At 62.6% G+C, this 22,176-nt stretch carries 28 protein-coding genes; 21 read left to right on the plus strand and 7 right to left on the minus strand.

Features of this window, described 5'->3' with window-relative positions; genetic code table 11:
- The first annotated feature begins 3 nt into the window (after positions 1-3).
- On the plus strand, positions 4-228 hold the full coding sequence (locus tag C3Y15_RS04135; RefSeq protein WP_059739593.1) for a hypothetical protein: 225 nt from the start codon (positions 4-6) through the stop codon (positions 226-228).
- A gap of 45 nt (positions 229-273) precedes the next feature.
- Here the strand turns inward: C3Y15_RS04135 and C3Y15_RS04140 are convergent, their stop codons facing one another.
- The 4 genes from C3Y15_RS04140 to C3Y15_RS04150 form a co-directional block, all read right to left on the minus strand.
- Positions 274-540: a hypothetical protein gene (locus tag C3Y15_RS04140; protein WP_124259801.1), complete on the minus strand. Its 267-nt coding sequence runs from the start codon at positions 538-540 to the stop codon at positions 274-276.
- Positions 537-689 (minus strand): hypothetical protein, encoded by a 153-nt coding sequence (locus tag C3Y15_RS31635; protein WP_166677035.1) that lies wholly within the window; start codon positions 687-689, stop codon positions 537-539. The genes C3Y15_RS04140 and C3Y15_RS31635 overlap by 4 nt, the downstream gene beginning before the upstream one ends.
- A gap of 96 nt (positions 690-785) precedes the next feature.
- Entirely contained in the window at positions 786-1,133 is a 348-nt protein-coding gene (locus tag C3Y15_RS04145; protein WP_124259802.1) for a hypothetical protein, read from the minus strand.
- Positions 1,130-2,152: a PRTRC system protein D gene (locus tag C3Y15_RS04150; RefSeq protein WP_124259867.1), complete on the minus strand. Its 1,023-nt coding sequence runs from the start codon at positions 2,150-2,152 to the stop codon at positions 1,130-1,132. The genes C3Y15_RS04145 and C3Y15_RS04150 overlap by 4 nt, the downstream gene beginning before the upstream one ends.
- 1,111 nt (positions 2,153-3,263) lie before the next feature.
- On the opposite strand from C3Y15_RS04150, the gene C3Y15_RS04155 reads away from it, so the two are divergent.
- Positions 3,264-4,412 carry an integrase domain-containing protein gene (locus C3Y15_RS04155; RefSeq protein WP_124259803.1) on the plus strand — a complete coding sequence of 383 codons (1,149 nt, stop codon included), beginning with the start codon at positions 3,264-3,266 and terminating at the stop codon, positions 4,410-4,412.
- A gap of 213 nt (positions 4,413-4,625) precedes the next feature.
- On the opposite strand, the gene C3Y15_RS04160 is transcribed toward C3Y15_RS04155, so the two are convergent.
- From C3Y15_RS04160 to C3Y15_RS04170, 3 genes are all read right to left on the minus strand, one after another.
- Positions 4,626-5,297, minus strand: a complete 672-nt coding sequence (locus C3Y15_RS04160; RefSeq protein WP_060092796.1) for a Lar family restriction alleviation protein — start codon at positions 5,295-5,297, stop codon at positions 4,626-4,628.
- A 119-nt stretch (positions 5,298-5,416) separates the two neighbouring features.
- Positions 5,417-5,614, minus strand: a complete 198-nt coding sequence (locus tag C3Y15_RS04165; protein WP_124259804.1) for a hypothetical protein — start codon at positions 5,612-5,614, stop codon at positions 5,417-5,419.
- A gap of 6 nt (positions 5,615-5,620) precedes the next feature.
- A complete protein-coding gene (locus tag C3Y15_RS04170; protein WP_124259805.1) occupies positions 5,621-5,857 on the minus strand; it encodes a hypothetical protein in 237 nt (78 codons plus the stop codon).
- A 494-nt stretch (positions 5,858-6,351) separates the two neighbouring features.
- Between C3Y15_RS04170 and C3Y15_RS04175 the strand changes: the two genes are divergently transcribed.
- From C3Y15_RS04175 to C3Y15_RS04260, 19 genes are all read left to right on the plus strand, one after another.
- Positions 6,352-7,311, plus strand: coding sequence for an N-6 DNA methylase (locus tag C3Y15_RS04175; RefSeq protein WP_124259806.1), 960 nt, complete (start codon positions 6,352-6,354; stop codon positions 7,309-7,311).
- A 231-nt stretch (positions 7,312-7,542) separates the two neighbouring features.
- Positions 7,543-9,219 (plus strand): PRTRC system ParB family protein, encoded by a 1,677-nt coding sequence (locus C3Y15_RS04180; protein WP_124259807.1) that lies wholly within the window; start codon positions 7,543-7,545, stop codon positions 9,217-9,219.
- A gap of 8 nt (positions 9,220-9,227) precedes the next feature.
- Positions 9,228-9,761, plus strand: coding sequence for a PRTRC system protein E (locus C3Y15_RS04185; RefSeq protein ID WP_311732191.1), 534 nt, complete (start codon positions 9,228-9,230; stop codon positions 9,759-9,761).
- A 10-nt stretch (positions 9,762-9,771) separates the two neighbouring features.
- Positions 9,772-9,990, plus strand: a complete 219-nt coding sequence (locus C3Y15_RS04190) for a PRTRC system protein C (RefSeq protein ID WP_059739574.1) — start codon at positions 9,772-9,774, stop codon at positions 9,988-9,990.
- Positions 9,983-10,201 carry a hypothetical protein gene (locus C3Y15_RS32150; RefSeq protein WP_243860187.1) on the plus strand — a complete coding sequence of 73 codons (219 nt, stop codon included), beginning with the start codon at positions 9,983-9,985 and terminating at the stop codon, positions 10,199-10,201. Before C3Y15_RS04190 ends, C3Y15_RS32150 begins: the two co-directional genes overlap by 8 nt.
- Positions 10,123-11,232 carry a PRTRC system protein F gene (locus C3Y15_RS04195; protein WP_243860193.1) on the plus strand — a complete coding sequence of 370 codons (1,110 nt, stop codon included), beginning with the start codon at positions 10,123-10,125 and terminating at the stop codon, positions 11,230-11,232. The genes C3Y15_RS32150 and C3Y15_RS04195 overlap by 79 nt, the downstream gene beginning before the upstream one ends.
- 13 nt (positions 11,233-11,245) lie before the next feature.
- Positions 11,246-11,974: a PRTRC system protein B gene (locus tag C3Y15_RS04200; protein ID WP_124259809.1), complete on the plus strand. Its 729-nt coding sequence runs from the start codon at positions 11,246-11,248 to the stop codon at positions 11,972-11,974.
- The gene (locus C3Y15_RS04205; protein ID WP_124259810.1) at positions 11,971-12,609 is read left to right on the plus strand and encodes a PRTRC system protein A; all 639 of its coding nucleotides are present in this window, start codon (positions 11,971-11,973) and stop codon (positions 12,607-12,609) included. The genes C3Y15_RS04200 and C3Y15_RS04205 overlap by 4 nt, the downstream gene beginning before the upstream one ends.
- Positions 12,606-13,424 carry a PRTRC system ThiF family protein gene (locus C3Y15_RS04210; RefSeq protein ID WP_124259811.1) on the plus strand — a complete coding sequence of 273 codons (819 nt, stop codon included), beginning with the start codon at positions 12,606-12,608 and terminating at the stop codon, positions 13,422-13,424. Before C3Y15_RS04205 ends, C3Y15_RS04210 begins: the two co-directional genes overlap by 4 nt.
- Before the next feature lie 99 nt (positions 13,425-13,523).
- On the plus strand, positions 13,524-13,979 hold the full coding sequence (locus C3Y15_RS04215; protein ID WP_060122031.1) for a hypothetical protein: 456 nt from the start codon (positions 13,524-13,526) through the stop codon (positions 13,977-13,979).
- A gap of 333 nt (positions 13,980-14,312) precedes the next feature.
- Entirely contained in the window at positions 14,313-14,567 is a 255-nt protein-coding gene (locus C3Y15_RS04220; protein WP_124259812.1) for a hypothetical protein, read from the plus strand.
- A 131-nt stretch (positions 14,568-14,698) separates the two neighbouring features.
- Positions 14,699-15,160, plus strand: a complete 462-nt coding sequence (locus C3Y15_RS04225; RefSeq protein WP_124259813.1) for a hypothetical protein — start codon at positions 14,699-14,701, stop codon at positions 15,158-15,160.
- Between the two features lie 90 nt (positions 15,161-15,250).
- Positions 15,251-15,643 carry a hypothetical protein gene (locus tag C3Y15_RS04230; protein WP_124259814.1) on the plus strand — a complete coding sequence of 131 codons (393 nt, stop codon included), beginning with the start codon at positions 15,251-15,253 and terminating at the stop codon, positions 15,641-15,643.
- 8 nt (positions 15,644-15,651) lie between these two features.
- Positions 15,652-16,125, plus strand: coding sequence for a hypothetical protein (locus C3Y15_RS04235; RefSeq protein WP_059896578.1), 474 nt, complete (start codon positions 15,652-15,654; stop codon positions 16,123-16,125).
- Between the two features lie 214 nt (positions 16,126-16,339).
- Positions 16,340-16,750, plus strand: a complete 411-nt coding sequence (locus C3Y15_RS04240; protein WP_124259815.1) for a hypothetical protein — start codon at positions 16,340-16,342, stop codon at positions 16,748-16,750.
- A 76-nt stretch (positions 16,751-16,826) separates the two neighbouring features.
- Positions 16,827-18,344, plus strand: coding sequence for a hypothetical protein (locus C3Y15_RS04245; protein WP_124259816.1), 1,518 nt, complete (start codon positions 16,827-16,829; stop codon positions 18,342-18,344).
- Positions 18,345-18,658: 314 nt separating this feature from the next.
- The gene (locus tag C3Y15_RS04250) at positions 18,659-19,684 is read left to right on the plus strand and encodes an ATP-binding protein (protein WP_124259817.1); all 1,026 of its coding nucleotides are present in this window, start codon (positions 18,659-18,661) and stop codon (positions 19,682-19,684) included.
- Between the two features lie 99 nt (positions 19,685-19,783).
- Entirely contained in the window at positions 19,784-20,710 is a 927-nt protein-coding gene (locus C3Y15_RS04255) for a hypothetical protein (protein ID WP_059475101.1), read from the plus strand.
- Between the two features lie 7 nt (positions 20,711-20,717).
- Positions 20,718-21,959 (plus strand): VWA-like domain-containing protein, encoded by a 1,242-nt coding sequence (locus C3Y15_RS04260; protein ID WP_124259818.1) that lies wholly within the window; start codon positions 20,718-20,720, stop codon positions 21,957-21,959.
- Positions 21,960-22,176: the final 217 nt, after the last annotated feature.

Below are 22,176 nucleotides of genomic sequence, written 5' to 3' on the forward strand. Positions count from 1 at the left end.
ACGATGATGGCCTTTCGCTTGTTGTTGGGGGAATTCGAGATCGTCGCGACTACCGGTGCGACGGATGGCCGCCGGCCGACTACGCTGTCGGATGCGCAAGCCTTCGATGTGATCGATCGCAACGCGGATGGCGAACGCCGCTATGTGTTGCGGGCCGAACCGTTCGGCGGCGCAGTGGATTTCTGTATGGCGTGGCTCGCGCAACAGGCAGCGGCCCGAAAGCATTAACCTGGAAACGAAACGGCTCCCTATGGGAGCCGTTTTTTTTTGCGATCAATCGAGCGAAAGAAAGGTTAACAAGACCATCAGTACCACCAGGAACGGTCGCCACAACGTATACAGGCCGGTCGCCCAGAATACGCCGACTATCCCGACGATGGAAATCAGACCGCCGATCGATTCGAGGTGCCTCGCCAGCAAAAATGCGCCAAACATCCAGATCGCAGTCGATAGAATCGTGAGGAGCACACGCTGGACGAAAAACGGCTGGGCCTTGAAAGCTCGATGGACGGCCGCCGCCTTGTCGATTGCCGCGTTCATTTTTGCCCGGACTCCTCTTGCGGTTCGAACATCGCCTTGCCGATATAGTGGCCTGCCATGCAGAACGCGCCGAGCGTGAGCCAAAAAAGCGGCGAGGTGAGCTTGTCCATCAGGGTGCCGTCCTTAATCCAGCCGATGAGTTCCAGCATGTTTTTCTCCTTGTTGCACCGGTGCAAAACGCGATACGTCTTGAACACCAGTGCTTTGCTTCCATTTTGTCAGAACTTAACCGAAGTCAAGTCGCCTCAGAAATAGGCCCCGAGCCCTTCGGCAATGGCCTCGGCGTCGATCCCAATGGCCTGCGACGTATCGACCACCGCGAATGTATCGTCCGCCGTATGCTGCATGGGGCGATGACGCGTCGATTCGGTGACGGGCGGAGGCGTCGCGGGCAAATCGTCCCATTGCCGTGCGGGCACATCGAGCGTTCGGCCCGTTGTGGCTCCGATGGCTTCTCCCCGAAGGGCCGCCTCGGCGATCGCGCGGAGTAATGCGGCGCGTTCCCGAGGTGCCGTGATGAGCGAGAGTCGCGAATGGAGCAACGGGCAGGTCACGTCGTCGATGACCACCTTCATCGAGAACTTTTCGCTCATGCGTGCGCGGACTCACGCGCTCGCTCGCGCCCGAGTCCGGCCTCCCCAACGAGAAGAAACCCCTTGGCGTTCGCCATACACGGCGCGTCGATCACTTCAATCAGGACACGCGGAAACGCGCGGCGAATGACCGACGCGTACAGTGCGGCGCCACCGCCGGACAAGATGATCGAGCGCACGTTCGGCAGCCGGCCCACGTTGTTCTGCATCTCTTTCACGACGCCGGAGATCAGCGGTTGGGCTTGCTCCAGATACGGGGCAAGGTCGATGTTCGCGCCATAAAAGAAGAACGGGGTCTGCTCGCGCAGTGCCTTGTCGATCCGCTCGATGTCCTCGACCTCGTCACCTTGGTCGCGCGAGATCAGGCTCGCGATTCGCTGGTAGATCTGCGACGCGCCCCCCGGCATCCCGCCGCTGCGGTTGTCGTCCATCGTGAAGCCGTTCGCGTACACCCAGTCGGTCGTGAAGTAGCCGACGTCGACCACCAGGTGAGCCACATCGCGCGCAAACTCGGCTTGGCGATTGCTCGACGCGAGCACGAGCGAGCCGAGCGGCTGCGGAATCACCACCACCTTGTCGACTTTGACACGCCCGATACCGATGTCCAGTTCGCCGGAGAAGCGTTCCTTCAACTCGGGCGAATACTTCTTGATGTTGTGCACGGGCAGGCCGAGCACCAGCCGCTCGATGTGCGTCACGCCGGCGAAGTGCATCGCGCCGAACAGCAGCGCCGCGTAGTTGTCGGAGAGCACGTAGTCGTCTGCGAGCGCGCGGCCGGTATTGCCATAAGCGGCGGTCAGCGAGACGTCCGGTCCGACCTCATACTCGATCTGGTCGATCACGATCGTGGCGACCTTGCGGCTCGCAAGTACGGCGTCGCCAAAGCCCGACAGCGTACGGCTGGCGGCCAGCGGCGCGAGCGACGGAAACATCCCGGACGCGATCGTGCCGCTCGAAGCGCGGTACGCGTATTTGGTGTTGCCATAGCCGACATCGACAGCAAAGACGGAAGTTTTCACAAGGACTCCAAATGGCGAAATTAAGGGGAAAGCGGGCAGTGGCACTTATCTGACATTTATCTGTTAGTTATCTGACACTTCGCCCCGAGTCATCGCTGCTGAACGGTCAAAGTGTCACTTATCTAACACTTATCTGTTAGATCCCACGCTTTGAGTCTAGCGAGCCGTATGCGAAGTCAAGTCGCGGAAAGCTGCACGGTTCCAGCCAGCTTTTGAAGCAAGCGCCCTGGCAAATCGGCCTATTCTTGTCGTTACCTACCGCGTCACTGACGCATCGACATCGAGCGCGAGGCGCTCGCTCGTCCTTTTCTCCCGGAAACGGGCATCCAGCAGTGAAGTGTCCAGGCCGCAAACTGAAGCGGCCTTTTTCTGCATCACATCAAGTACACAGTGGTCCACCATGAGGACCGCTGGACAGTGCGATATCCATACGATTGGCGGCGGTTTGCCGCAATGGGACGCAATGAGGACATGTGGACGCCGGACACCGGACAGTTCGCAAACCCTTCATTGAGTCTGGACTCGCTCCTACAGCAACGAAGCTGGGTGCACTCACGAAGCCCGATACACGGCGGCGGAGATGAGTGTGCTTGGGAGCGGGGGAAGTCATGCGACCGGCAAACGCCGTGGATCGCGATTCCCTGAACGGAAGAGAGAACGGTCTGAGCCGCCGTACCCAAAGGAGCTCAACACGAATTGCCCGGCAATTAGCCCGGCGTCCGCAGCCGCGCAAGCGGGGGGCGCCGCGACGCAAGCGCGTCAGGCTGGCAGGGTAGCCACGAAGCTGTACCGCGCGGGCGGCAATCCGCGCAGCGCGACCGGAGACGGGCGCGAACGACGGGCGGTGTCTTGCGCGAAGCGCGGGATGCGGCGGTCGGGCAGCAGGTTGGACAGTCGGAGTGCATGTTCTTCCCATGCACCGGGCCGATCGGATGGAATCGCTAAAGGACAGGAAGACGCAGGACCGTGCCGACGGAAATCGGCAGCGCCGCAGGAAGCGGCAGTCATTGCGCCGCGGCGCGCACCGGGACGGCATCGGGTAGGGATGCCGGGGATGCGCCGCAGGCAGGGAACAACGAAGTAGCGGCGAGTGCCGCGTGGAGAGCCGAGGATGGCAGCGATCTTGAATGTGCGCGCGGTCGTGAACCGATACCCGCTATCTCCCGATTTCCGGGCAGCGCTGCTGGCGCTGTTCGATACGCACGTCGCGGAGATTCACAGCACGACACGGATCAGTAACCGGGCGTTGTCAATCAAGACGCAGGAAAATCGCGCGACCGCGCTCTGCAAGGCGTTCGTCGAACTGCGGCAGGGCGGGTTCGCGCTGCAAACGCCTTGGTCGCTAAAGGCCAAGCACGTGGAGCACCTCGTCAAGCGATGGGTGGCGGACGGGCAGTCGGGCGGCACAATCGAGAACAAGCTGACGTATCTGCGGGCGCTGGCGCAATGGATGGGCAAGGCCAATCTGGTCGGCACGCTCGGCGACTATGTGGACCGGCGTGCGGTGGGGCTGGTGCGTAGCTATGTCGCGACGGAAGACAAATCGTGGACGGCGCACGGCGTAGATGCGGTGGCGAAGATCGAGGAGATTGCGCAGACGTGCCCGTACACCGCAATCCAGTTGAAGTTGCAGGCTGCCTTCGGCTTGCGCGTCGAGGAGAGTTTCATGCTGCGTCCGCTCGAAGCGGTGCGGAATCCGCAGACGCTGGCGGTGACGCGCGGGACGAAGGGTGGCCGTCCGCGCGAAGTGCCGATCGAACGGAAGATTGCGATCCTCGAGGACGCGGCCCGGTTGAGCAACGGCGTGACGGGGTCCACGGTGCCGGCAGGTCGGTCGCTGAAACAGTGGCGTGATTGGTATTACTACGTGCTGGAAAAGCACGGCGTCACCAAGGCTGGGCTGGGCGTGACGAGCCACGGACTGCGTCACGAATATCTGCAGACGCTCTATGAACAGGTGGCGGAGGTGCCGGCGCCGGTGAAGGGGGCGGCCGTCCGTCCCGAACGCGCGGCCCACGAAGAGGCGAAGCGCCGCGTCGTGGCTGCGGCCGGCCACACCCGCGAGTCGAAGGCGAACGCGTACCTGTCGACGTTCGCGAAACAGGAGGCGTTGAGCAAGGTTCCGCCCACGGTCGAGGCGGTAGGGATGGCCCTGCGGAACGCCAACGGCAACAAGAGCCACGCGGCCGCGGCGCTCGGGATTTCGCGCCAGGCGCTGTACCGATTGCTGGCATCGACGCCGGGCGGGAATGAGCACTGAAAAAGCGACCATAGGGGCGCTTGGCAGGTGCGTGGGCGTCGCACAATGGCGATGAAGTCTCTCGTGTTGAGTTCGTGGCGAATCCCCGTGCCGCCCGAACGATTTGTGCCGGCCATTGCGCCGGCATTTTTTTTCGTTGGCGGACGTCGTGGACAAAGTCCTATATGGCCGCGCTGGCGGCTGTTGCTGGGGTGCTCAAAGCCGGCGTTTTGCTTACCAACGATCGCGGTCAGGCATCGCATCGACTGCTACCGCGATGCGGTCTTCAAATTGTCCGTCATTGTGGTCGAGCGGGGACGCGATCTTCGGGAACTGCACGTAGCGATGGCCGTCGATCTCAATCCACTTCGCGAGCTGCACGAGCTTGCGGTAGCGCGCAGCATCCTCGAGGACTGGTGAAATCGGCCACGCGTCGATTGTCACGATCGTCGCATCGACCAGCCGTTGTGCGAGCATCTTGAAAATCGGCCCGAGTTCGGTCCAGTCTCCGTCAGCACGGGATAGCAGGTCGATGACCATCTGCGAGTCGCACGCGCCGATTTCGCGCTCGATCAGGGTGCGCAGGTCGTCCGCCTCAAGTTTGGGGCGATTCAGGCGGTTATTCCACACCTCGAAGCAACGGTTCTTCGCGCCGAGATCGTCGTCATCAACGGGCTCCCAGGGCGTTTGCATGCCGCAGCCGGTGCAGTAGATGCAAACGAGCTTTTCGGTCTTGGGGGCTTCGGGCGGTCGCGGCAGCACATCACCGATCTCAGGGGGCCCCGCATAGCGTCCGAACGTGCTGTAGTCGTAGAGGCGATTCTCCTTACAGTCGATCAGGCGTTGCGAGCGCCCTATCCGGGGGCGTTCTCCACAGTGGCCGCAGGGATAGAGATGCTCAAGCATTTGTAAGAAAAAAGAAATGTTGGGACGGTCGCAATATTACGTGCTTTGTCGCGAGGATGACGCGAAAAAAGCGTTTGCGCGGTGTTTCGACTTCCCTGTCCGGCCCGCTCGGTGCAACGCTATGCGGCCGCGGCGAGACCGATCTGCTCGCGGGCGGCCTGTTCGATTCCCGACAGGAACCGCAGAAACGCGTCGTCCTGTCGCCGGACGACTGCGGTCGGAAAGACGAGTCCGTGGTCGGCCGCCATGGCGGTCGCCGCGAAGATGCGGCTCGCCGATTCGTCGTTGTCGAGGATCCAGAAATGCCACGCGCGCACGTAATATCACCAACTGCGTGCCTGCTCGAGTTCGCTCCAGGTCGCGCTGAAATCCAGCGTCGAGCCGAGACTGCTAAAGAACACACACCGCACGCCTTCCGCATCGGTCGACGCAACCGCGACTTGGCGTCCACGGGAAATCGATTCCGGTTCGCGACAGGCCGTCAGGAGCGCCGGAAAGTGCGGGCCCCATTCGATGGATCGGGAAACGGCGCGATCGAGAAACAGTTTCTTGCCTTGCATGTGTGGCTTCGTAGAGTTGTGGTGACGGGTCCATCGTCGCACCGTGGAGCAAAAGTCAAGTCTCGCGCGCGTGGCTGGTTAAGCCGGAAAGCGATACGTTTTTGTCGAGCTTTCAGCCTGAATGGGCTTAACCGGCTAAGTCGGACACCGGCTGCCTAATTTTTGAGTGTCAGCCGGTGACGCCCGTGGTACAAGGCACGACGGCAGTTTTCCACAAGGTTGTTCAGCAAATTTGTGGGTATCTCGTTTTGCTCCGGGCTCGGCGAGGAGGATCAAAAGCGGGCGCGTTTCGGCAAGCATTACGCTGATTGTGCGGTCGTGGCGCGCGCTAACATCGCTCCACCTCTCGCGTCTTCGACGCATCGACTCTCGACCGCCGGCAGCGGTCTATCTTCTTTTACCCAGACGGGATCACATCCGTCCGGGCGTGCTCTCCCGTTCAACCTGGAGAGCATCATGTCCTATCTGTACACCTGCGCCTGTGAGGTATTCGCATGAGCCGCAAGAGCGCAGAACGCAAGCACGGCCACAACGCCGATCCCTATCAGCGCGAGTTCGTGCAGATGATTAAGGCTTTCTCGTATGGGCAGCACACGCATACGGTGTTTGCCGATTTCGTCGAGCTGGCGGCGCTGTCGATCAGCAATAGTGTCGATCGCAGCCAGTTCGAGGCACGCGAGAAGCGCTATCTCGAAATTGTCGGGAAATACAAGCCCGAAGATGTTGAGCGGTTTCCGAGGATGCTCGGCGCCCTGACGCTATCGTTTGAGCATCGGATGGGCGTCTCGGAGAAAGCCGGGCCCGGCGCGATTCCCGTCTTCGACGGGATGACCGACGTGCTCGGCGAGACCTACATGATGCTGGAGTTGGGCAACTCGCGCGCCGGGCAATTCTTCACGCCTTACCACGTGTCGCGCCTGATGGCGATGATGACGACAGGCGACGGTGGCCCGGGCATTGCGCAGCACGGATTCATCCGTCTGCAGGAGCCTGCGTGTGGCGCCGCTGGTATGGTGATCGCGACCGCCGAGTCGCTCGCGGCCGCCGGTCACAATTATCAGCAGACGATGCACGCGACCTGTATCGACATCGACCCGGTGTGTGTGCACATGGCCTATCTGCAGCTTTCGTTGCTGCATATTCCTGCGATCGTCGTGCATGGCAATGCGCTCACGGGCGAGGTGTGGGGCACCTGGTACACGCCGGCGCACATCATGGGCGGCTGGCGATGGAAGCTGCGACGTCGCGAGCGCGAACTCACTGAGGCCGCAGAGGTGGATACGCCTGCGCCGATCGACGTGCCCGAGCCGAACCCGTTAGAGGGCAACGTGGCGGAGTTGGTCGCGGAAGCCACGGCGGGCGAAGCATCGATCTTCGAACTGTTCGAAGATGCTGTCGAGCAGACCGGTCCCGCCGCGATCTTCGCAGCGATCGACCAGATGGCGTTGTTTTAGCCAGCCTATCTTTTGAATCCAGCCCGATCTTCATGATCGGGCTTTTTTCTTGAAAGCGGGGCGGATTTTTCCCGCTTTCCGGGCGTCGGACCGGTCTCGCGGCGCTATCGTAGTTCTACCTCTCGCGTCATCGACGCATCGACCCCGCCGGGCAATCCGGCAATCCATTTATTCAACCCTATCGGGAACCACTCCCGACAGGGGGCAGGTTCCCTCTCTGGAGAACCTGCTATGCAACATGCTCACCTGCAACAACCCACCGTTCCACTCGGTCGCATCGTCCTCGGCCCGAACCCTCGGACCTACTTCGACGATGCAGAGATGGAAGAGATGCGCGCCTCCATTCGCGCACGCGGTGTCGATACACCCGTGCTGGTGCGCCCGCTTGACGACGGTACATTTCAGCTGATTGCCGGCGGACGTCGGTACAAGGCCGCGATGGACGTCCACGGCGATGCCTACGACATGCCGGTCTCGATAAAGTACGTCGACGAGAACGAGGCCGAGGAAATCGCGCTGGTGGAGAACATCCAGCGTGCCGACATGTCACCTGGCGAGGAAGCCGTCGCGGCGGCGAAGATGCTCGGCCGTTGCAAAGGCGACCGCGAGGAAGCCGCACGCCGCATCGGCTGGAGCGTGCAAACGCTCAACAGCCGTCTTGCCCTGATGAACTGCAGCGCGACCGTGCTGGATGCGCTCAACACTCGAAAGCTCAACCTCGGTCATGCCGAGTTGCTCGCGGCGCTCTCGAAAGAGAACCAGGACAAGGTGCTGCCTGTCATCGTCGCGGAGAAGCGATCCGTCGCCGATGTGAAGAAGCTGGTCGAGTCGGTCTCCTGTTCGTTGAACGTGGCGATCTTCAACAAGGACCAGTGCGCAAGCTGTCCGCACAACTCGTCCACGCAATCTGCGCTGTTCGGAGAATCGATCGCGGACGGCAACTGCACCAACCGCGCTTGCTACAACGAGAAGACCGAGAAGCAACTCGAAGCGACGGCCGCCGGCCTGCGCGAAGAGTTCCCATTGGTTCGAGTCGTGCGGGCAGGCGACAACAACACCCGCGTCCAGATTGCCGTCGACGGCGCCAACGGGGTGGGCGAGGAACAGGCGAAAGCCTGCCACGCCTGCCAGAACTATGGTGTGGCGGTGAGCGGCTTGCCGGATTCTCTCGGCAAGGTCTATCGCGGCCAGTGCTTCGATACCGTCTGCAACATGAAGAAGGTTGCGGAACGGATTCAGGCCGAAAAGGCGGCGAAGCAGTCGACGACGCCTGCCCCCACGGCCGGCGCCGCCACCAGTAAAGGGGCGGCAAAGGGCGTGGCGACATCGAACGCTGCAGCAACACCGGCTACGGTCGTCGCGGATTCCGACCGGGTCAAGCAGTATCGCGTGGCGGTATGGCGCAAAGCCTTGCGGCGTGACATCGGTGCCAATGGCGTGCTCGCGCGTCAGTACCTGATCGCGATCGTGCTCGCGGGATACGCCCGTCAGATCAAGGACGACGCATTCCGCTTGGTCTTCGAGAAGATGACCGACGAGAAGGTGCCGTCCGGCGATCTGCCGAAAGCAGTCGATCTGGTGCAGGCGTCGAGCGAGCAGAAGCAAGCCGACCTTGTGACCGGCATGCTGTTTGCCGCGATCGAAGGCCTCGATGTCGCGTATCTCACGCAACTCTGCAAGCACCACAAGCTGGATCTCGGCAAGCACTGGAAACTCGACAAGGGTTTTCTGGAGCTGATCACGAAGTCCGAAATGATGGTGGTCGCGGACGAGCTGGGCCTGCGCGCAGCGCTCGGCGACGACTTCAAGAAGGTATTCGCGAAGTCGAAGTCGGAGGTGATCGAGGCGCTGCTCAACGTCAGCGGTTTCGACTACGCCGGCAAGGTGCCGAAGGTACTCAAGTTCTGACATGCGGAATGGCCGTTGGTCATGTCCGTCATTCATTTGCGCCGCCACTGAGCGGCGCATTTTTATTTTTTCCGGAGATTTCTATGTTTCAAGCACTCGAGCCGCTGATCCGTTCAGCTGGCAAGTTGACCATGACGCTCGTGATGGACGCCGACAACGTGGTGGTGTTCCTGACGCCGCAAGGCGGAAAGGATGCCACGCTGCGTCAGCCGCTCATCCTGAAGGCGCCCGCCGCTGAACTCGACGAAGGCTTCGCTGCGGCGGTGGTGTCCTACGCGACCACGCACAAGTCGCTCGAAGAACAGGTGGCGGCGACGACGGCGATCCTGGAAGCGCAGAAGAGCACGCAGGTGACCAAGGCGCAGAAGGCGCTGGCTAAGGGTTCGAAGACGTCGGCCAGCGGCACGGCAAGCGCTTCGGACGGTGATGACAACGGCGACGACAACGATGACGAAGGCGATCAGCTGCAGACGTCCGCGTCGCAGCCGTCCGCTGCCGACCCGAAGCCGGCCGGCACCGATCTCGTTTCGTTGCTCGATTGAGGAGGCAATCATGTCGATCAGCATCGCAGCAGTCGTTCGCGAGTTTGTCTACAACGGCATGAACCTGATGGATCCCGGCGCGGCGTTTTCGCCGGATGACGTCCGGGATCTGTACACCGCCCAGTATCCGGAGCTGACGACGGCCACCGTCGGCGGCCCGGAAATCAAGGGCGAGGTCATGTCGTACACCTTCGTTCGCGCGGCCGGTGCCAAAGGCGCCCATGCGTAAGGACGCTCTGCTCAAGGCGCTTTCCAACCCGGACGGCGGCTTCAATCAACAGGAACCGCCCGAGAGGGCGGTTTTTTTATATGACGAGGAAGTGCGGAAATGTTCTTCGATCCTGCAATCCCTGATTCAAGCATCGCTGCAGGGTCGGCCGCGGCCTGGCAACCGCCACGCGCTGCCGTTGCCCGACGTCGACCTGCCGCTGATTTTCTGACGCTGCCGACGGTTTCTGCGGAGGTGCCGAACGCCGTGAGACTGAGGTGGCGGGAAGACCTGGTGCTGACCGAGACCGTGCTCAAGCAGTTCCAGTACGGCCCGCTGCGCGCGGCCGATGTGCATGCGCCGGCGGACGCGGGGGATGCGTTCCAGCAAGCGTTCTTCGCATGGGTGCGTCGGCAGTGCGGCAAGCTCGTCCGGCTGAAGTTCGAGCCGCAGTTGTTCGACGCGAATGCGGTGCGGGACGTGCTCGACTTGCTTGGCAATGGCAACAACGATGACGATCCGACGCCGCTGTTTTTCGGCATGGCGCTCGAAGACGAGTGGGTGTATGCACTTGACGACGCGGCAACCACGCTGCGCTCGACCCATCCGATGTTGTTGCAGACGGTGATGAGCGTGATGGCCCGTGCATCGGCGCGGACGCTATTTGTCCGGATGCCCGACTGGTTCATGTACGAGTTTTCGTGCTGGTACTGGGACGGCGACGAGACCATTGCCGATCAGGAGGCCGATGACCTGCTTCGGGATCGCTTTGGCGATGACAGTGAGTCGCGCGAGGAATATCTGCCATCGGTGGTTCGCCCGCAGCTGTGCCCCGACGATGTCTGTTCCTCGGTATACGTCGATGGACGCTGGCGAGGGCAACGCATCCTGACCAGGCCTCAACTGCGCGCGCTGCGGGAACGTAGCAAGGGCATGCCGCGCCGGGTCTGTACCGAACTGCTCGCGCTCACGAAGCTGATGCGTGCAAGCCGGAGGAGGGACCTGTTCAACGTGGCCTATTCAAGCAATCCGGTCTACGCCATGTGCTCCTTGGTCATGGAGCGCAACCAGTTCGTCTGGGATCTGCTCGACCATCACTTCGACGGCGAAGCGCAATGTGGCGATGCGACAACCTATAGCGGATTTTCCCGCGTGGCGTCCACGCCCAAAGGCATCCGGCGCCAGTACGCCGACATGGCGCTGGCATTTCGCATTCTCACTCACCTCGACAGGTTGCTGGCGCTGGTGAGTCATCCCATTTAATGGAGTATTTCCCATGTCTGGAATCTCGACCGGTCGAACCGGTTCGGATGTTGCTTTGTCGCAAGCCTTCCTGCTCTATAGCGGCAGCGATGGCGCGCATTTCGCGTCGGCTCATGCTGTTATTGCCGACCACAAAAGCGGCCGGCCGATCATCGGCGCGGGCCGGCCGCTCGATCGAGCGGCCTTGTTGAAAGCACTGAAGCAGCTGGCCGACCAAGCTGCGCCGCGCGCGGAGTTCCTGCCGGCGACGGTGTTGGGCGTCTCGCCTGAAGCCGTGACCTGGTGGTGCCCCCCGGCGATGCGTCGCGTGTTCTTCGATTGCGAGAATCTCGGTAAGCGCAGCGCCGTGGTTCCGAACCCGGGGCTCGTGTTTCAGGCGTCGAACCATGGATTTCGGGTGTTCGCTGTCGTGTCCGAGGATCGTCCGGTTCGTGAAACGCCGTTGTTCGAGCCGCCGTACTTCAACACGTGGGATCGCGGACGCATCTGCATCGGCAGCGCGCACGTGCCGAAGCGTGTGGATGTGGCGTCGATCGACGGCTGGGAAGCCGGTTTCTTCGACTCGGCTTTCACCCATCCGAACGCCGGCGGCAAGCGCGTCGAGTACCAGAACGGCGAGTACGCGTTCTGGCGCGACATGCTCGACGGCAAGTTTGGCGAGGTGTTTCCGCGCGAAACGCTGGTGCCGATGACGGTGACGGTTGAGCAGCTGGTGAATGGCCGGATCGGGGAGGGCGTATGAACCCGTTCGATACCGCTCTCCAGCAGTCGTTTCCGTCGGTGATGGTGCCGTCCCGTGAGCCGGTTGCGCCGATGACCCGTCCCGGTGAGCGGTTGCTCATCGCGTTGGACGGCGTCTTTCTCGAAATCCTGCGGCCGTGGATCCGTCTGGTGCGTCGCATCGCGCGCTACGAGGTCTCGACGGCAGTTCCCTATGGAACCGTCAGCGGGACCACCGAGCTGACGTGCGGGCAGATTCCGGCCACGCTGGTCGCAGACTTTCATGCGATGGCTCGGGCGGCACTGCCGAACGAGGCCGGCGCATGGATCGTCTGGAACAGCGTGACCCGGAGCTTCCGCATCATCGCGTTGCCGTCGCTGTCGCACGGGCCGGGGCATCTGGTCTATGAGCGGCCGCCGCTTGCCGATGGCGAATGGCTGGTGGTGGATTGCCACTCCCACGGCACTGGCCCCGCGTTCTTCTCGCGCACGGACAACCAGGATGACCGGCACGATGTGAAGTTTGCGTTCGTGCTCGGTCACTGCGGTGGCATTCCGTCCATCGCACTGCGGCTGTGCGCGAAGGGGATTTTCGAAAAGCTCGAACGTGCGCCCGAGTCGTGGGCCGCGGCGCTGACGACGGAGGTGGTGCGATGAGCGAGCCGATCAAGCACTGCATTCCGGCTGACATGGTCAACCGGCCGTGGCGCGTCGTCGTGGTCGGTGCGGGCGGGACGGGCAGTGCTTTTCTGCCCAGTCTCGCACGACTGCACCACGCCATGATCGAACTCGGCCATCCGGGCGGGATCGAGTGCACGGTGTACGACGATGACACGGTCAGCGAGACGAATGTCGGACGGCAGGGGTTCTATCCCAACGACGTCGGGCATTACAAAGCGCTGCTGCTCGTGAACCGGCTCAACAACCTGATGGGTACCAACTGGGTTGCGGAGCCGCGTCGCGTCGATTCGTCGACACGGATCGTTGCGGACATGGTGGTGGGCTGCGTCGACTCGCGTCGCGCGCGGCACGCCATCGTGCAGGCGGCGAAGCGGGGGAATTGTCGTTACTACCTCGACTGCGGCAACGAGACGGATCGTGGTCAGGTCATTCTCGGCGAATTCGGCAAGGCTCGGCACGACAGGCTCCCCCATGTGGGCGATCTGTTTCCGGACCTGCTGAACGCGAAGAACGACAAGGGCGACGGCACCCCGTCTTGTTCGATGGCGGACGCACTACGCAAGCAGTCACTCGTCATCAATCAGGCGATCTCGGTGCAGGCGTTCAACCTGCTCTGGACGCTGTTTAGAACGGGATCGCTGAAGTATTCGAGCGTTTTCGTGAACCTGGAAACAGGGCGCACGAGCCCGATACCGATCGATCCTGCCGCATGGGCGCGCTTCGGCTACGAAGTGCCTCCGCAGAAGAAGTCGCGCGCTCGCAAGAGGACGACGGCCAAGGCTGCGGCATAACCGGGCCGCCTCGTTATGAGGCGGCCTTTTTTTCGGTTTTCTTTCCCATCCGGGGCGCTCCCCCAGATGGGACGCGCTCCGCCTATCTGGAGCAACGAAATGGAATACGAACTCGGCCCCGTGCCCTATGAAGAGGCGTGCGAGCAAGTCGGCACGCCGGACTACAACGTATCGCGCGCGAGGCACCAGTGCGCGATGTTCATTCGCCAGCTGGAGCGGGTGTTTCGGCCTGCCAGGCCGGACAGCCTGTCGTTCGTGCGCAAATCCTTCCCCCACGAATTCGGCACCTACTTCGAAGTTGTCGCGATCGTGGGCCACGACGATGGCTCGTTCAGCGAGTCGGCAGTCCCGGCCCGCTGGGACTATGTCGCGCAGGCTGAGCTGCTGTGGTGGGATCGCAGAGAGGCGTACCGCGTGGCACTCGACCGATCCGAGATCACGGCCGACGAGATTCCGCCGTTGTATCGACGTCTTATGCCCACGTTCCCGGACTCGCCCGAGGCCTGCGGCATGGCGCTGGGCGAGGTGCCATTGGTCGAATCCGCCGAAGCGTGAAAGTGGCGCGGCAAACGCCCATCCCATTTGAACAAGCCCGGCGAATGTTGCCGGGTTTTTTTCGCCTGCGCGACCGCGGTCGGAGGGCTTGCTGACCGAAAGCGGGGCGGTTTTCCTTAGCATTTCCCCCGTTGGAGGCCACTTGGCTCCTTACACTAGCCTCATCACCCGCGCAATCTGCGCATCGACCTAACCGCAACGGCTCTGCTATTGCGTTTTCATCTCTTAGGTCGACGTTTGTCGCCCCATTTCAGGATGGCGCATCCTGCTTTTCAACCGGATCGGGAGCCACTCCCGACGGGATATGGCTCCCGTTGTCATTTGGAGCCTGTCATGTTTGCAAACGCAGCACATCTTGAAGTCGCCCCGATCAAGGTCCCCGAGTTGTATGGCCTCCGCGCTGATCAACGCGTCACGGGCCAGGACGTCGAGGCAAGCCCTCCCCGCGTCTACGAAGGCCGTATCGTTTCCGTCTGGTTTGACGGTACCGCAATCGTGAAGTGGGCAGGTGGTCTCCCGATCGAAGCAGATCGAAACCTTGTGGTGAACGGGCACGTCGACCTTCACCATCTTCGCCCCGCATCGTAATCGCGTGGCGGACCGAAGTCAGACGTATCCCACGTAGACGGGGTGGGCCGCAAGGCCTGCCCCACCTCTCATCTCCCTGTCAGGGCAACGCTCCTGACGGACCGGTTGCCCCACATTTCGAGGCAACCGCCATGTTCAAACTTCTCATTTCCGCACTCGCTTTCGCCTGCCTGACCGCGTGCGCAGCGGTCGATTTCGGATCTCCCGACACGTACCAACGCTACGACGTCCAGCAGGCAGGCACCGTCGAGCCCGCAACCATCGTCAGCGTTCGCGGCGTCACCCTCGACGGCGGCTCCGGCAATTCGGGCATTGCCTCGTTGTTGAGCGCCGGCGTGAGCGGGTTGCTCGGCTCGAGCGTGTTCGGGGGCGGCAATGGCCGCTATGTCGCTGGCGCCGTGGCGGCCGCGGGTGCGGGCTTCCTGGCGCAGCGCGTGTCGACGGCGCTCCAGCGCCATCCGGGGCTGGAGATCGTCGTTCGCACGGTGTCCGGTCGCGTGCTGGTGGTCGTGCAGTCGAACGAACAGCGCTTCGTTCCTGGCGACCGCGTGATGCTCGTCCGCAGCAATTCCGGCCTGCGCGTCACGCGCTAAAGCCGCTTTCATTTCCGGCGATTGCCGGACTTTCCATACACAGCGAGGTGCCCCGATCCGGGCCCTCGCTTTTTTTGTTTCGAGGAAAAAATGGTCAATGTACCCAAGCTGTTCTATGCGGACCGGCGCAGCGCCGGCGCGAAATCGGACGCCGCGCTGACGCATCAGGCAACGCAAATGCTTCGTCGCGTTGCCCGGGATCTTCGGTTGCGCAACGACGCTCACGAAATCGTCGCCGAGCCGGCGGGCCGTGGTCGCGGCTGTCGCGTCACGCTGCGCACGAACGCGATGATGCTGGAAGTGGCCGATTCTCCAAGCCGGCAGCGCGTCGCGGTGAGTTTCCGTACGCGTCGTGGCCGCAACGACCTGTCGGGCGGCGTCGACAACGTGGTGCCGCTGGAGCAACTCGCCTCGCAAGATGGTTATGAGGCGTTGCTCGGCGGCCTGCGGCTGGTGGATGGTCTCGATCACGAGCGTCGATAGGAGGGGGGATGGAAATCGTCGATCTTGTTATCGAATATCCGTCCGGGCTCTCGATCATCGATCGGGCCACGTATGTTGCCGATTTGCAGATTGTGCATCCGTCAATGCGTGTTGCCCTGATCCTGAAGGATCTGGGCGACACCGAAGCGCCGCCGACCGCATTTGCATCGATCGATAGCGTGGAGGTTGAGCTGGCGTCGCGACTCGACGGTACGTTTCAAGTGGTCGGGGAGCTCGCCGAACAGACCCCAGAGCAAGCCGGGTTGGTTGGTATGCTGCTCGGTCATGCGTGGACAAAGGATCAGCGGCAGCAGTTTGGCCGGTATGCGCACACAATCTCAGCGGCCGCCGCAATTGGCGCGGTGGGTTTCTGGCATTCGACTCATGATTGGACTGCTATCGCTTGCGCCAGTTTATCCATGCTGGTTGTCCTCGCTGTGCTATTGTTTTACGTAGGGATTCACTCTATGAATGGAGATTGACCATGGGTTTCGCAATCTTCGCCCTGTCGTTTGGCATTGTGCTTAGCGCTTACGGGCTTTACATGTGCGATCGCGGCCGGAAGGCGGACCGCGCCCGTCGTCACGCGCGCTTCCATCGCATTCCGCGTTATTGAGTGTTGGCCCGCATACGCGGGTCATCAAATCATGAAAGGCTGCACCTCCGGGTGCGGCCTTTTTTGCTTTTGGAGGTTCCATGTCTCATGTTCTGGAGTTGCCGGTCGACTTGGCGAACGCGCCGTTCGATCCGGTTGGCAAGACAGTAGGAAGCGTGGTTCGGCAGGTCGAGCTCGCGCTGCGCAAGACGGAAATCGAGCCCGAGTGGGCCACGGTCGCCAACCATTTCGCGGATGCCAACGAGGCGCGCTATGGCCTCAAGCCTGACTCTGAGTGGCCCGAGGTAGGCGGCCGCCAACAGCGGCTCAGCCTGTCGGTCGAGCGCGGTATGTCCGAGGGCTGGATCGTGCAGGTCGACTACGTACGCTTCCATGAGGCGGACGAGGGCGGGCACTGGACGAGCCAACCACTGATCACCATCAAAACGCTGTCGCGCTCTCAGGGTTGGGCGATCGCCGCGGTGGTCTCGCGGCTGCTGGACATCGACTGACGCATTTCGTTTTTTCTCTCCCTCTTGGGGCAACCGCCCCGATGGGTGGTTGCCCGTTTTTTAAAGGACACCATCCATGTATTCGATTTACATTCCCGGCGACACCATCCTCGCCGACACTCTCGCTCAGGTCTTTTACATCTTCTTCCACGACGCGCGCCTGTCTGCCTACGAGACGCGAGAGATCGCGCTGAAAAAGGGGGGCGAGCCGCTTCCGATCCTGCGCTATAACGGCATCCTGGCCGTGCGCCAGCCGGGCTCTGCCGAATCCATCTTCACTTCGATGTTCGAGGAGATTCGCGACCGCTGGTTTCTCGACAACGGCACCCAGCGCCACGTCTCGCAGATCCCGCGTCATCAGTGGGAGATATTCCAGTTCGTGTTCGACCTGGGTAACAAGCCCGCGTTGATGCTGTCGAGCGCGCAGGTGGAAGCCGAAGTTGAGGCTGCGCGCGGCGATGGCCGGAGCTTCTCGCTTCGGGTGGCGTGTTCGCACGCGTCCGATAAGGTGTTCGGTTTCGGCTCGGAGGGGCCGCGCGCGTTGAGCGGCACCGTCAACGGTCGCCATGAGGTGCATGTCGTGCAGGCGCTCCTGCTCGGTAAGCCGATTCCCGATTCGGTGCTCGACGAATACCGCGCCAATCCCGCCCTGTTCGGCTCCGACCTGAAGTGGGCGCAGGCGCCGCTGAAAGTGCCGGTCCTGCGCAATGCGTTGCCGTATGACGTGCTGCGCACCGCAGTCAGCATCCTCGGACACGAGAAGCGCGACATCGATGCGGAACTTGGCGCACAGATGGTTGGGGCACTGCGGGGCTTGCCTGCGACGGCAACCTACGTCGAGGTCGATGACCTGCTTTACGCGGCAGGCATCGTCGGTCCGGAGGCGCTTCCAGAGGCCTACCAGCGGCAGGTCGATGTCGGCTTGCCTGTCTCGCCGGTGGCTGAGCGGCTGCGACGCCTGATCGCGGATCTGGTCCGCGGGCGTGAGCTGGCGGCGCTCGAAAAATCCCTAGCGACCGGTCAGATCTCGAAGCGCCGATACGCCATGCAGGTTGCGATCGCACATCTCGCCCATGGCCGCCACACGTTCGAGTGGCCGAACCGCTTTGCGACCGCGCTCGCGACGCATGATCTGCCGCTGCTGCTCGAGGCTCTGGATCGGCCCGATGGCGACAATGAGTCGAGCAAGCAGGTAGTGGCGGAGCATTTCGGCCTGAAGCTGCGCGGACTCAACTCGAAACGCCGCCGGCGCGGGATCTTCGCGCTCTGCGGCTACGACGAGGCGGCGCAGGCCGAGTGGGAGGCGCAACGCGAGACGGAACGCGCACACACGAAGGCTCGCGAGGCCGCGAATGATGCAAAGGAGCGAGCGTCGAAGGCTCGCTATCGCTGCGCGGACCGAACCGTGATTTCGGGCGTCGAGCACGTCGATCGCGCGCTGGCGGCCGGATTTACGGTCATCCGCGATTATCGGCACGGCGCGTCGAGACGGTACGCGATGGTGAATCCAGCCTCTCGCGAAGCGCGCAACCTGCGTGCCAACGACGGGACGCTGCAGTACGCGCGTTCGCTGCTTGAGCCGCTTGCGGCGTGATGGCTTGCCTGGTCGCTTGTAGGGGGCCGGGCTTGCCGTTGGAGGAGTCACACGCTTTTCTCGATCTCGATACCTTTTTGAACCCACCGGCGCACTGCGCCGGTTTTTTTTCGCCTTCGCTGGGGCGTGCGCGGCCAAAGCGGGGCCATTTTCTCGATCTTTCTGGCAGTTGGCGCAGTGAGGCGCCCCTACACTGGGGTTATCCACCGCGTCTTCGACGCATCGACACCGCCGGTTAACGGCTCAATATTGCCCCGCAGGGTTCCGCCCCTGTGGGCGCGACTTTGTGGGGCATCTTTCTTTCAAGGTCCCCCATGAAACTGTCTCCCGCGCAGCTTATCGAGCTGCTTGGCATCTACATTCCCCAGCGCTTCCCGGTGCTCATCAGTGGCCGTCCCGGCATTGGCAAGTCCGACATCGTCGAGGCCGCTGCCGCCGCGACTGATCACGAACTGCTCATCAGCCATCCGGTCGTCGAAGACCCGACCGACTCCAAGGGCCTGCCGTTTCCGTCAGCCGACGGTGAGCGCGCACGGTTCCTGCCGTTCGGCGATCTCGAGCGCGCGTTGAACACGCGTCGCCCGCTGCTCTGGTTCCTCGATGACCTCGGGCAGTCCACCCCGGCCGTGCAGGCGGCGAAGATGCAACTGCTGCTGGCGCGTCGCATCGGCGAACACAAACTGCCGGATCACGTCACGTTCGTCGCGGCGACCAACCGTCGCGGCGACAACGCCGGCGTCACCGGGATTCTCGATCCGGTGATCTCGCGCTTCGCCGCCGTGGTCGAGTTGGAGCCGACCATTAACGACTGGACGGCCTGGGCGGTGAATCACAGAGTCCCGCCGGAATTGATCGCGTTTCTCCGGTTTCGCCCCCATCTGCTGTCGGTCGTCAAAACGAACCGCGACATCGAGGCATCGCCGAGCCCGCGCAGTTGGGGCTTCGTCGCCAAGGTGTTGCTGTCCGTACCGGCGCACCTGCTGACCCATGCGGTCAGCGGCGCGGTGGGCGAGGGCGCGGCAGCGGAATTCGTCAGCTTCCTAGGCATCTTCCGCGCGCTTCCGTCGGTCGACGCGATCGTGATGAACCCCGATCTGGGGCCCATTCCTGAGGAGCCGAGCGTGCTGTACGCGCTGACGACGGCGCTCGCGTGCCATGCGGACGACGGCAACTTCGAGCGGGTGCTGCGCTACGCGGAACGCCTCGTCGACGCCCAGCACCGCGAGTTCGTAGCGGTGCTGGTGCGCGATGCGGTGCTGCGCAAACCGGAGCTGCAAAGCCACAACGCCTTCATCCGCGCGCAAGGCGGGGAGATCGGCAAGATCCTCCGCGGCGACTGACGTCGTTTTCCTCTTCATTGCTGTTTCTGCTGCCACGGCCCGCTCGCGCGCCGTGGCTTTTTTTCGCCTTATCGATTTTCTTTCTATCTGGAGTTTTCCATGAATATCACCGATCTGAAGTCCAAGGTCATGCTCTCGTCCGTCACGATTTCCGCCTGGGTTGCTCGTCGCTACGACGGCAAAGTCACGGAGGAGGTCGAGAAGAATCACCAGGCCGCCGGTATCGGGCGCTTCAACAAACGGCTGTTGCCGGCTCACGCGCCGAGTTACGCCGAGGTGCTCTCGATCGGTAACCGCATCCGCTCGTACTACTACGGCCACACCCTGAAGTACGACCAGCTGGGCGTGCGGCTGCTGCCGACCAGCATCTATATGGAGGTCGCCGACCGGATGCGCGCGATGAAGGACGAGTTCGATCTGGCCGTGTCCGTGTTCCTGACGAATTACCTGGATCTGAAGGAACAGGCCCGTGCCGAAATGCACACCCTGTACAACGAGGCCGACTATCCGTCGCTGGCCGAGCTGTCCGGCAAGTTCGCGGTCAAGCTGTCGGTTTTGCCGTTCCCGGATGCCAGCCAGTTCGGCGTCGATCTGCCGAACGACGTGTTGACGAATCTTCGCACCGAGATCGATCAGCATGTGTTCGCGTCGATTCAGACCGCGAACAACGATCTGGTCGGCCGGCTGTACGAAGCTGTCTCGATGATGGCGAACCGTCTGTACTCGTCCAACAACGTGCGTCTCGATGTGGCGAATCAGGTCCGGGAGCTGTGCGATCTGCTGCCGAAGCTGAACTTCAGCGACGATCCGAAGCTCACGCATATCCTCACGCAGGCCAAGACGCACCTGGCCACGCACACCGGGGCCGAGCTGAAGGAGTCGAATGTCCTGCGATCGCAGGTCGCCGCCAAGGCGACGGAGATCGAAGGGCTGATGGCCGCGTTCATGGGTAGCGTGCCGTCGCCGATGACCGATCAGGTCGTCGGTCAGTCGGCTCAACTGCCGCCACTGCGGCTTGCCGCGTGAGCCCGCCATGGATGTCCAACTCTATGAACGCGTCTCGAAGCAACGTACGGCGCTTGTCCTCGATCATCCGTTCCTCGGGGCGCTCTCGCTGAGACTGCGACTGGTCGAAGATCCGAGCTGCGAGACGTTCTGGACCGACAGCGTGGCAATTGGCTACAACCCGTCCTATGCCGCCAGCCTGCCCGATTTACAAATTCGCGGCGTGCTCGCGCATGAGGTGTGGCACATCGCGAACGGGCATTGCTGGCGTAAGGGTGCCCGGGATGACCGTGGCTGGAACGATGCCGCCGACTATGCGGTGAATCCGATCGTGCTGGATGCCGGGCTGCAATTGCCGCCCGGTTGTCTGGTCGATATGCGATTCAAGGGGCGGTCGGTCGAGGAAATCTATGGGATGCGTCTGAACGAGGCGCGGCAGCAGGCCAGACAGGGTAGCGGCAAACCGGGCCAACCCGACGGCAATCAGCCGTCGAGCCAGTCCGGAGGATCGAATCCCCCGCCAGCCGCGCGCGGCGCGAACACACCGTCTGCGACTCCGTCTCCGGGCGGCCAGCCGGGTGCCGCGCCGTCGTGCGGTGAGGTCCGCCAGTATGCGGGGCCAGCCAAGGCGGCGAAGGAGGCTGAGTGGAAGGTCGCCGTGCTTCAGGCCGCGAAAGCGGCCCAGGCACGCGGCGCGATGGGCGCCAGCTTGCAGGCGGCGATCGAGCAAGCGGTCGTGCCGGTGGTCGACTGGCGCGCGCTGCTGCATCGGTTTGCGCAGGATGCCGCGCCGAGCGACTACACGTGGGCGGCGCCCAACCGGCGCTATCTGCATGCTGGCCTCTATCTGCCGTCATTGAACGAGCCGGCTGTGGGCGACGCGGTGTTCGTGCGCGACGCCAGCGGCTCGGTATGGGATGAGACGCAGGCGCAGTTCGCGGCCGAAATCTCGGCGGTCAGCGATGCCATCCGACCGCGCCGGCTGATCGTGATGGACTGCGATACGCGCGTGACGCAGGTGCAGGTGTTCGAGCGTGGCGAGCCGGTCGACCTGGCGCCGATCAAGGGCGGCGGTGGCACGTCGTTCGTCGATCCGTTTTGCCGCGTGACGGCGGACGGGATCGAGCCGGCGTTCCTCGTCTATCTGACCGACATGGACGGCCACTTCCCCTCGGAAGCGCCGCCCTATCCGGTGCTCTGGGCCTCGACCGTGCCGGTGCGTCGTGCCAGGCGCGCGCCGTTCGGCGAAACGGTGGAGGTGATCTGCTGAACGACACGCCATTTCTTAAACCCACCCGGTCCATCGCGACCGGGTTTTTTTCGTCCACGAATTGCCCCCAGCACATTCAGCTTTCAGCGTTGTCGGCGAAAGCGATGCGTTTTTGTGCAGCTTTCCGGCTGAAGGTGCTTAACCGGTTGCGTTGAGCGTGGATCGGATCATCGCCCAAGCGGCACGCCCGATCGCTTCGAAAGCTCACGAAATTAGG

This window comes from Burkholderia sp. B10 (assembly GCF_004368385.1).
GTDB classification, from domain to species: domain Bacteria; phylum Pseudomonadota; class Gammaproteobacteria; order Burkholderiales; family Burkholderiaceae; genus Burkholderia; species Burkholderia vietnamiensis.

Coding starts and splice junctions, on each gene's coding strand:
- C3Y15_RS04250 (WP_124259817.1), top strand. CDS start 18,659: ATGAAACTGTCTCCCGCGCAGCTTATCGAGCTGCTTGGCATCTACATT.
- C3Y15_RS04155 (WP_124259803.1), top strand. CDS start 3,264: ATGGCAGCGATCTTGAATGTGCGCGCGGTCGTGAACCGATACCCGCTA.
- C3Y15_RS04245 (WP_124259816.1), top strand. CDS start 16,827: ATGTATTCGATTTACATTCCCGGCGACACCATCCTCGCCGACACTCTC.
- C3Y15_RS04170 (WP_124259805.1), bottom strand. CDS start 5,857: ATGCAAGGCAAGAAACTGTTTCTCGATCGCGCCGTTTCCCGATCCATC.
- C3Y15_RS04185 (WP_311732191.1), top strand. CDS start 9,228: ATGGCCGTTGGTCATGTCCGTCATTCATTTGCGCCGCCACTGAGCGGC.
- C3Y15_RS04160 (WP_060092796.1), bottom strand. CDS start 5,297: ATGCTTGAGCATCTCTATCCCTGCGGCCACTGTGGAGAACGCCCCCGG.
- C3Y15_RS04235 (WP_059896578.1), top strand. CDS start 15,652: ATGGAAATCGTCGATCTTGTTATCGAATATCCGTCCGGGCTCTCGATC.
- C3Y15_RS04140 (WP_124259801.1), bottom strand. CDS start 540: ATGAACGCGGCAATCGACAAGGCGGCGGCCGTCCATCGAGCTTTCAAG.
- C3Y15_RS04205 (WP_124259810.1), top strand. CDS start 11,971: ATGAACCCGTTCGATACCGCTCTCCAGCAGTCGTTTCCGTCGGTGATG.
- C3Y15_RS04135 (WP_059739593.1), top strand. CDS start 4: ATGATGGCCTTTCGCTTGTTGTTGGGGGAATTCGAGATCGTCGCGACT.
- C3Y15_RS04180 (WP_124259807.1), top strand. CDS start 7,543: ATGCAACATGCTCACCTGCAACAACCCACCGTTCCACTCGGTCGCATC.
- C3Y15_RS04175 (WP_124259806.1), top strand. CDS start 6,352: ATGAGCCGCAAGAGCGCAGAACGCAAGCACGGCCACAACGCCGATCCC.
- C3Y15_RS32150 (WP_243860187.1), top strand. CDS start 9,983: ATGCGTAAGGACGCTCTGCTCAAGGCGCTTTCCAACCCGGACGGCGGC.
- C3Y15_RS04145 (WP_124259802.1), bottom strand. CDS start 1,133: ATGAGCGAAAAGTTCTCGATGAAGGTGGTCATCGACGACGTGACCTGC.
- C3Y15_RS04240 (WP_124259815.1), top strand. CDS start 16,340: ATGTCTCATGTTCTGGAGTTGCCGGTCGACTTGGCGAACGCGCCGTTC.
- C3Y15_RS04255 (WP_059475101.1), top strand. CDS start 19,784: ATGAATATCACCGATCTGAAGTCCAAGGTCATGCTCTCGTCCGTCACG.
- C3Y15_RS04220 (WP_124259812.1), top strand. CDS start 14,313: ATGTTTGCAAACGCAGCACATCTTGAAGTCGCCCCGATCAAGGTCCCC.
- C3Y15_RS04190 (WP_059739574.1), top strand. CDS start 9,772: ATGTCGATCAGCATCGCAGCAGTCGTTCGCGAGTTTGTCTACAACGGC.
- C3Y15_RS04225 (WP_124259813.1), top strand. CDS start 14,699: ATGTTCAAACTTCTCATTTCCGCACTCGCTTTCGCCTGCCTGACCGCG.
- C3Y15_RS04215 (WP_060122031.1), top strand. CDS start 13,524: ATGGAATACGAACTCGGCCCCGTGCCCTATGAAGAGGCGTGCGAGCAA.
- C3Y15_RS04210 (WP_124259811.1), top strand. CDS start 12,606: ATGAGCGAGCCGATCAAGCACTGCATTCCGGCTGACATGGTCAACCGG.
- C3Y15_RS04200 (WP_124259809.1), top strand. CDS start 11,246: ATGTCTGGAATCTCGACCGGTCGAACCGGTTCGGATGTTGCTTTGTCG.
- C3Y15_RS04230 (WP_124259814.1), top strand. CDS start 15,251: ATGGTCAATGTACCCAAGCTGTTCTATGCGGACCGGCGCAGCGCCGGC.
- C3Y15_RS31635 (WP_166677035.1), bottom strand. CDS start 689: ATGCTGGAACTCATCGGCTGGATTAAGGACGGCACCCTGATGGACAAG.
- C3Y15_RS04260 (WP_124259818.1), top strand. CDS start 20,718: ATGGATGTCCAACTCTATGAACGCGTCTCGAAGCAACGTACGGCGCTT.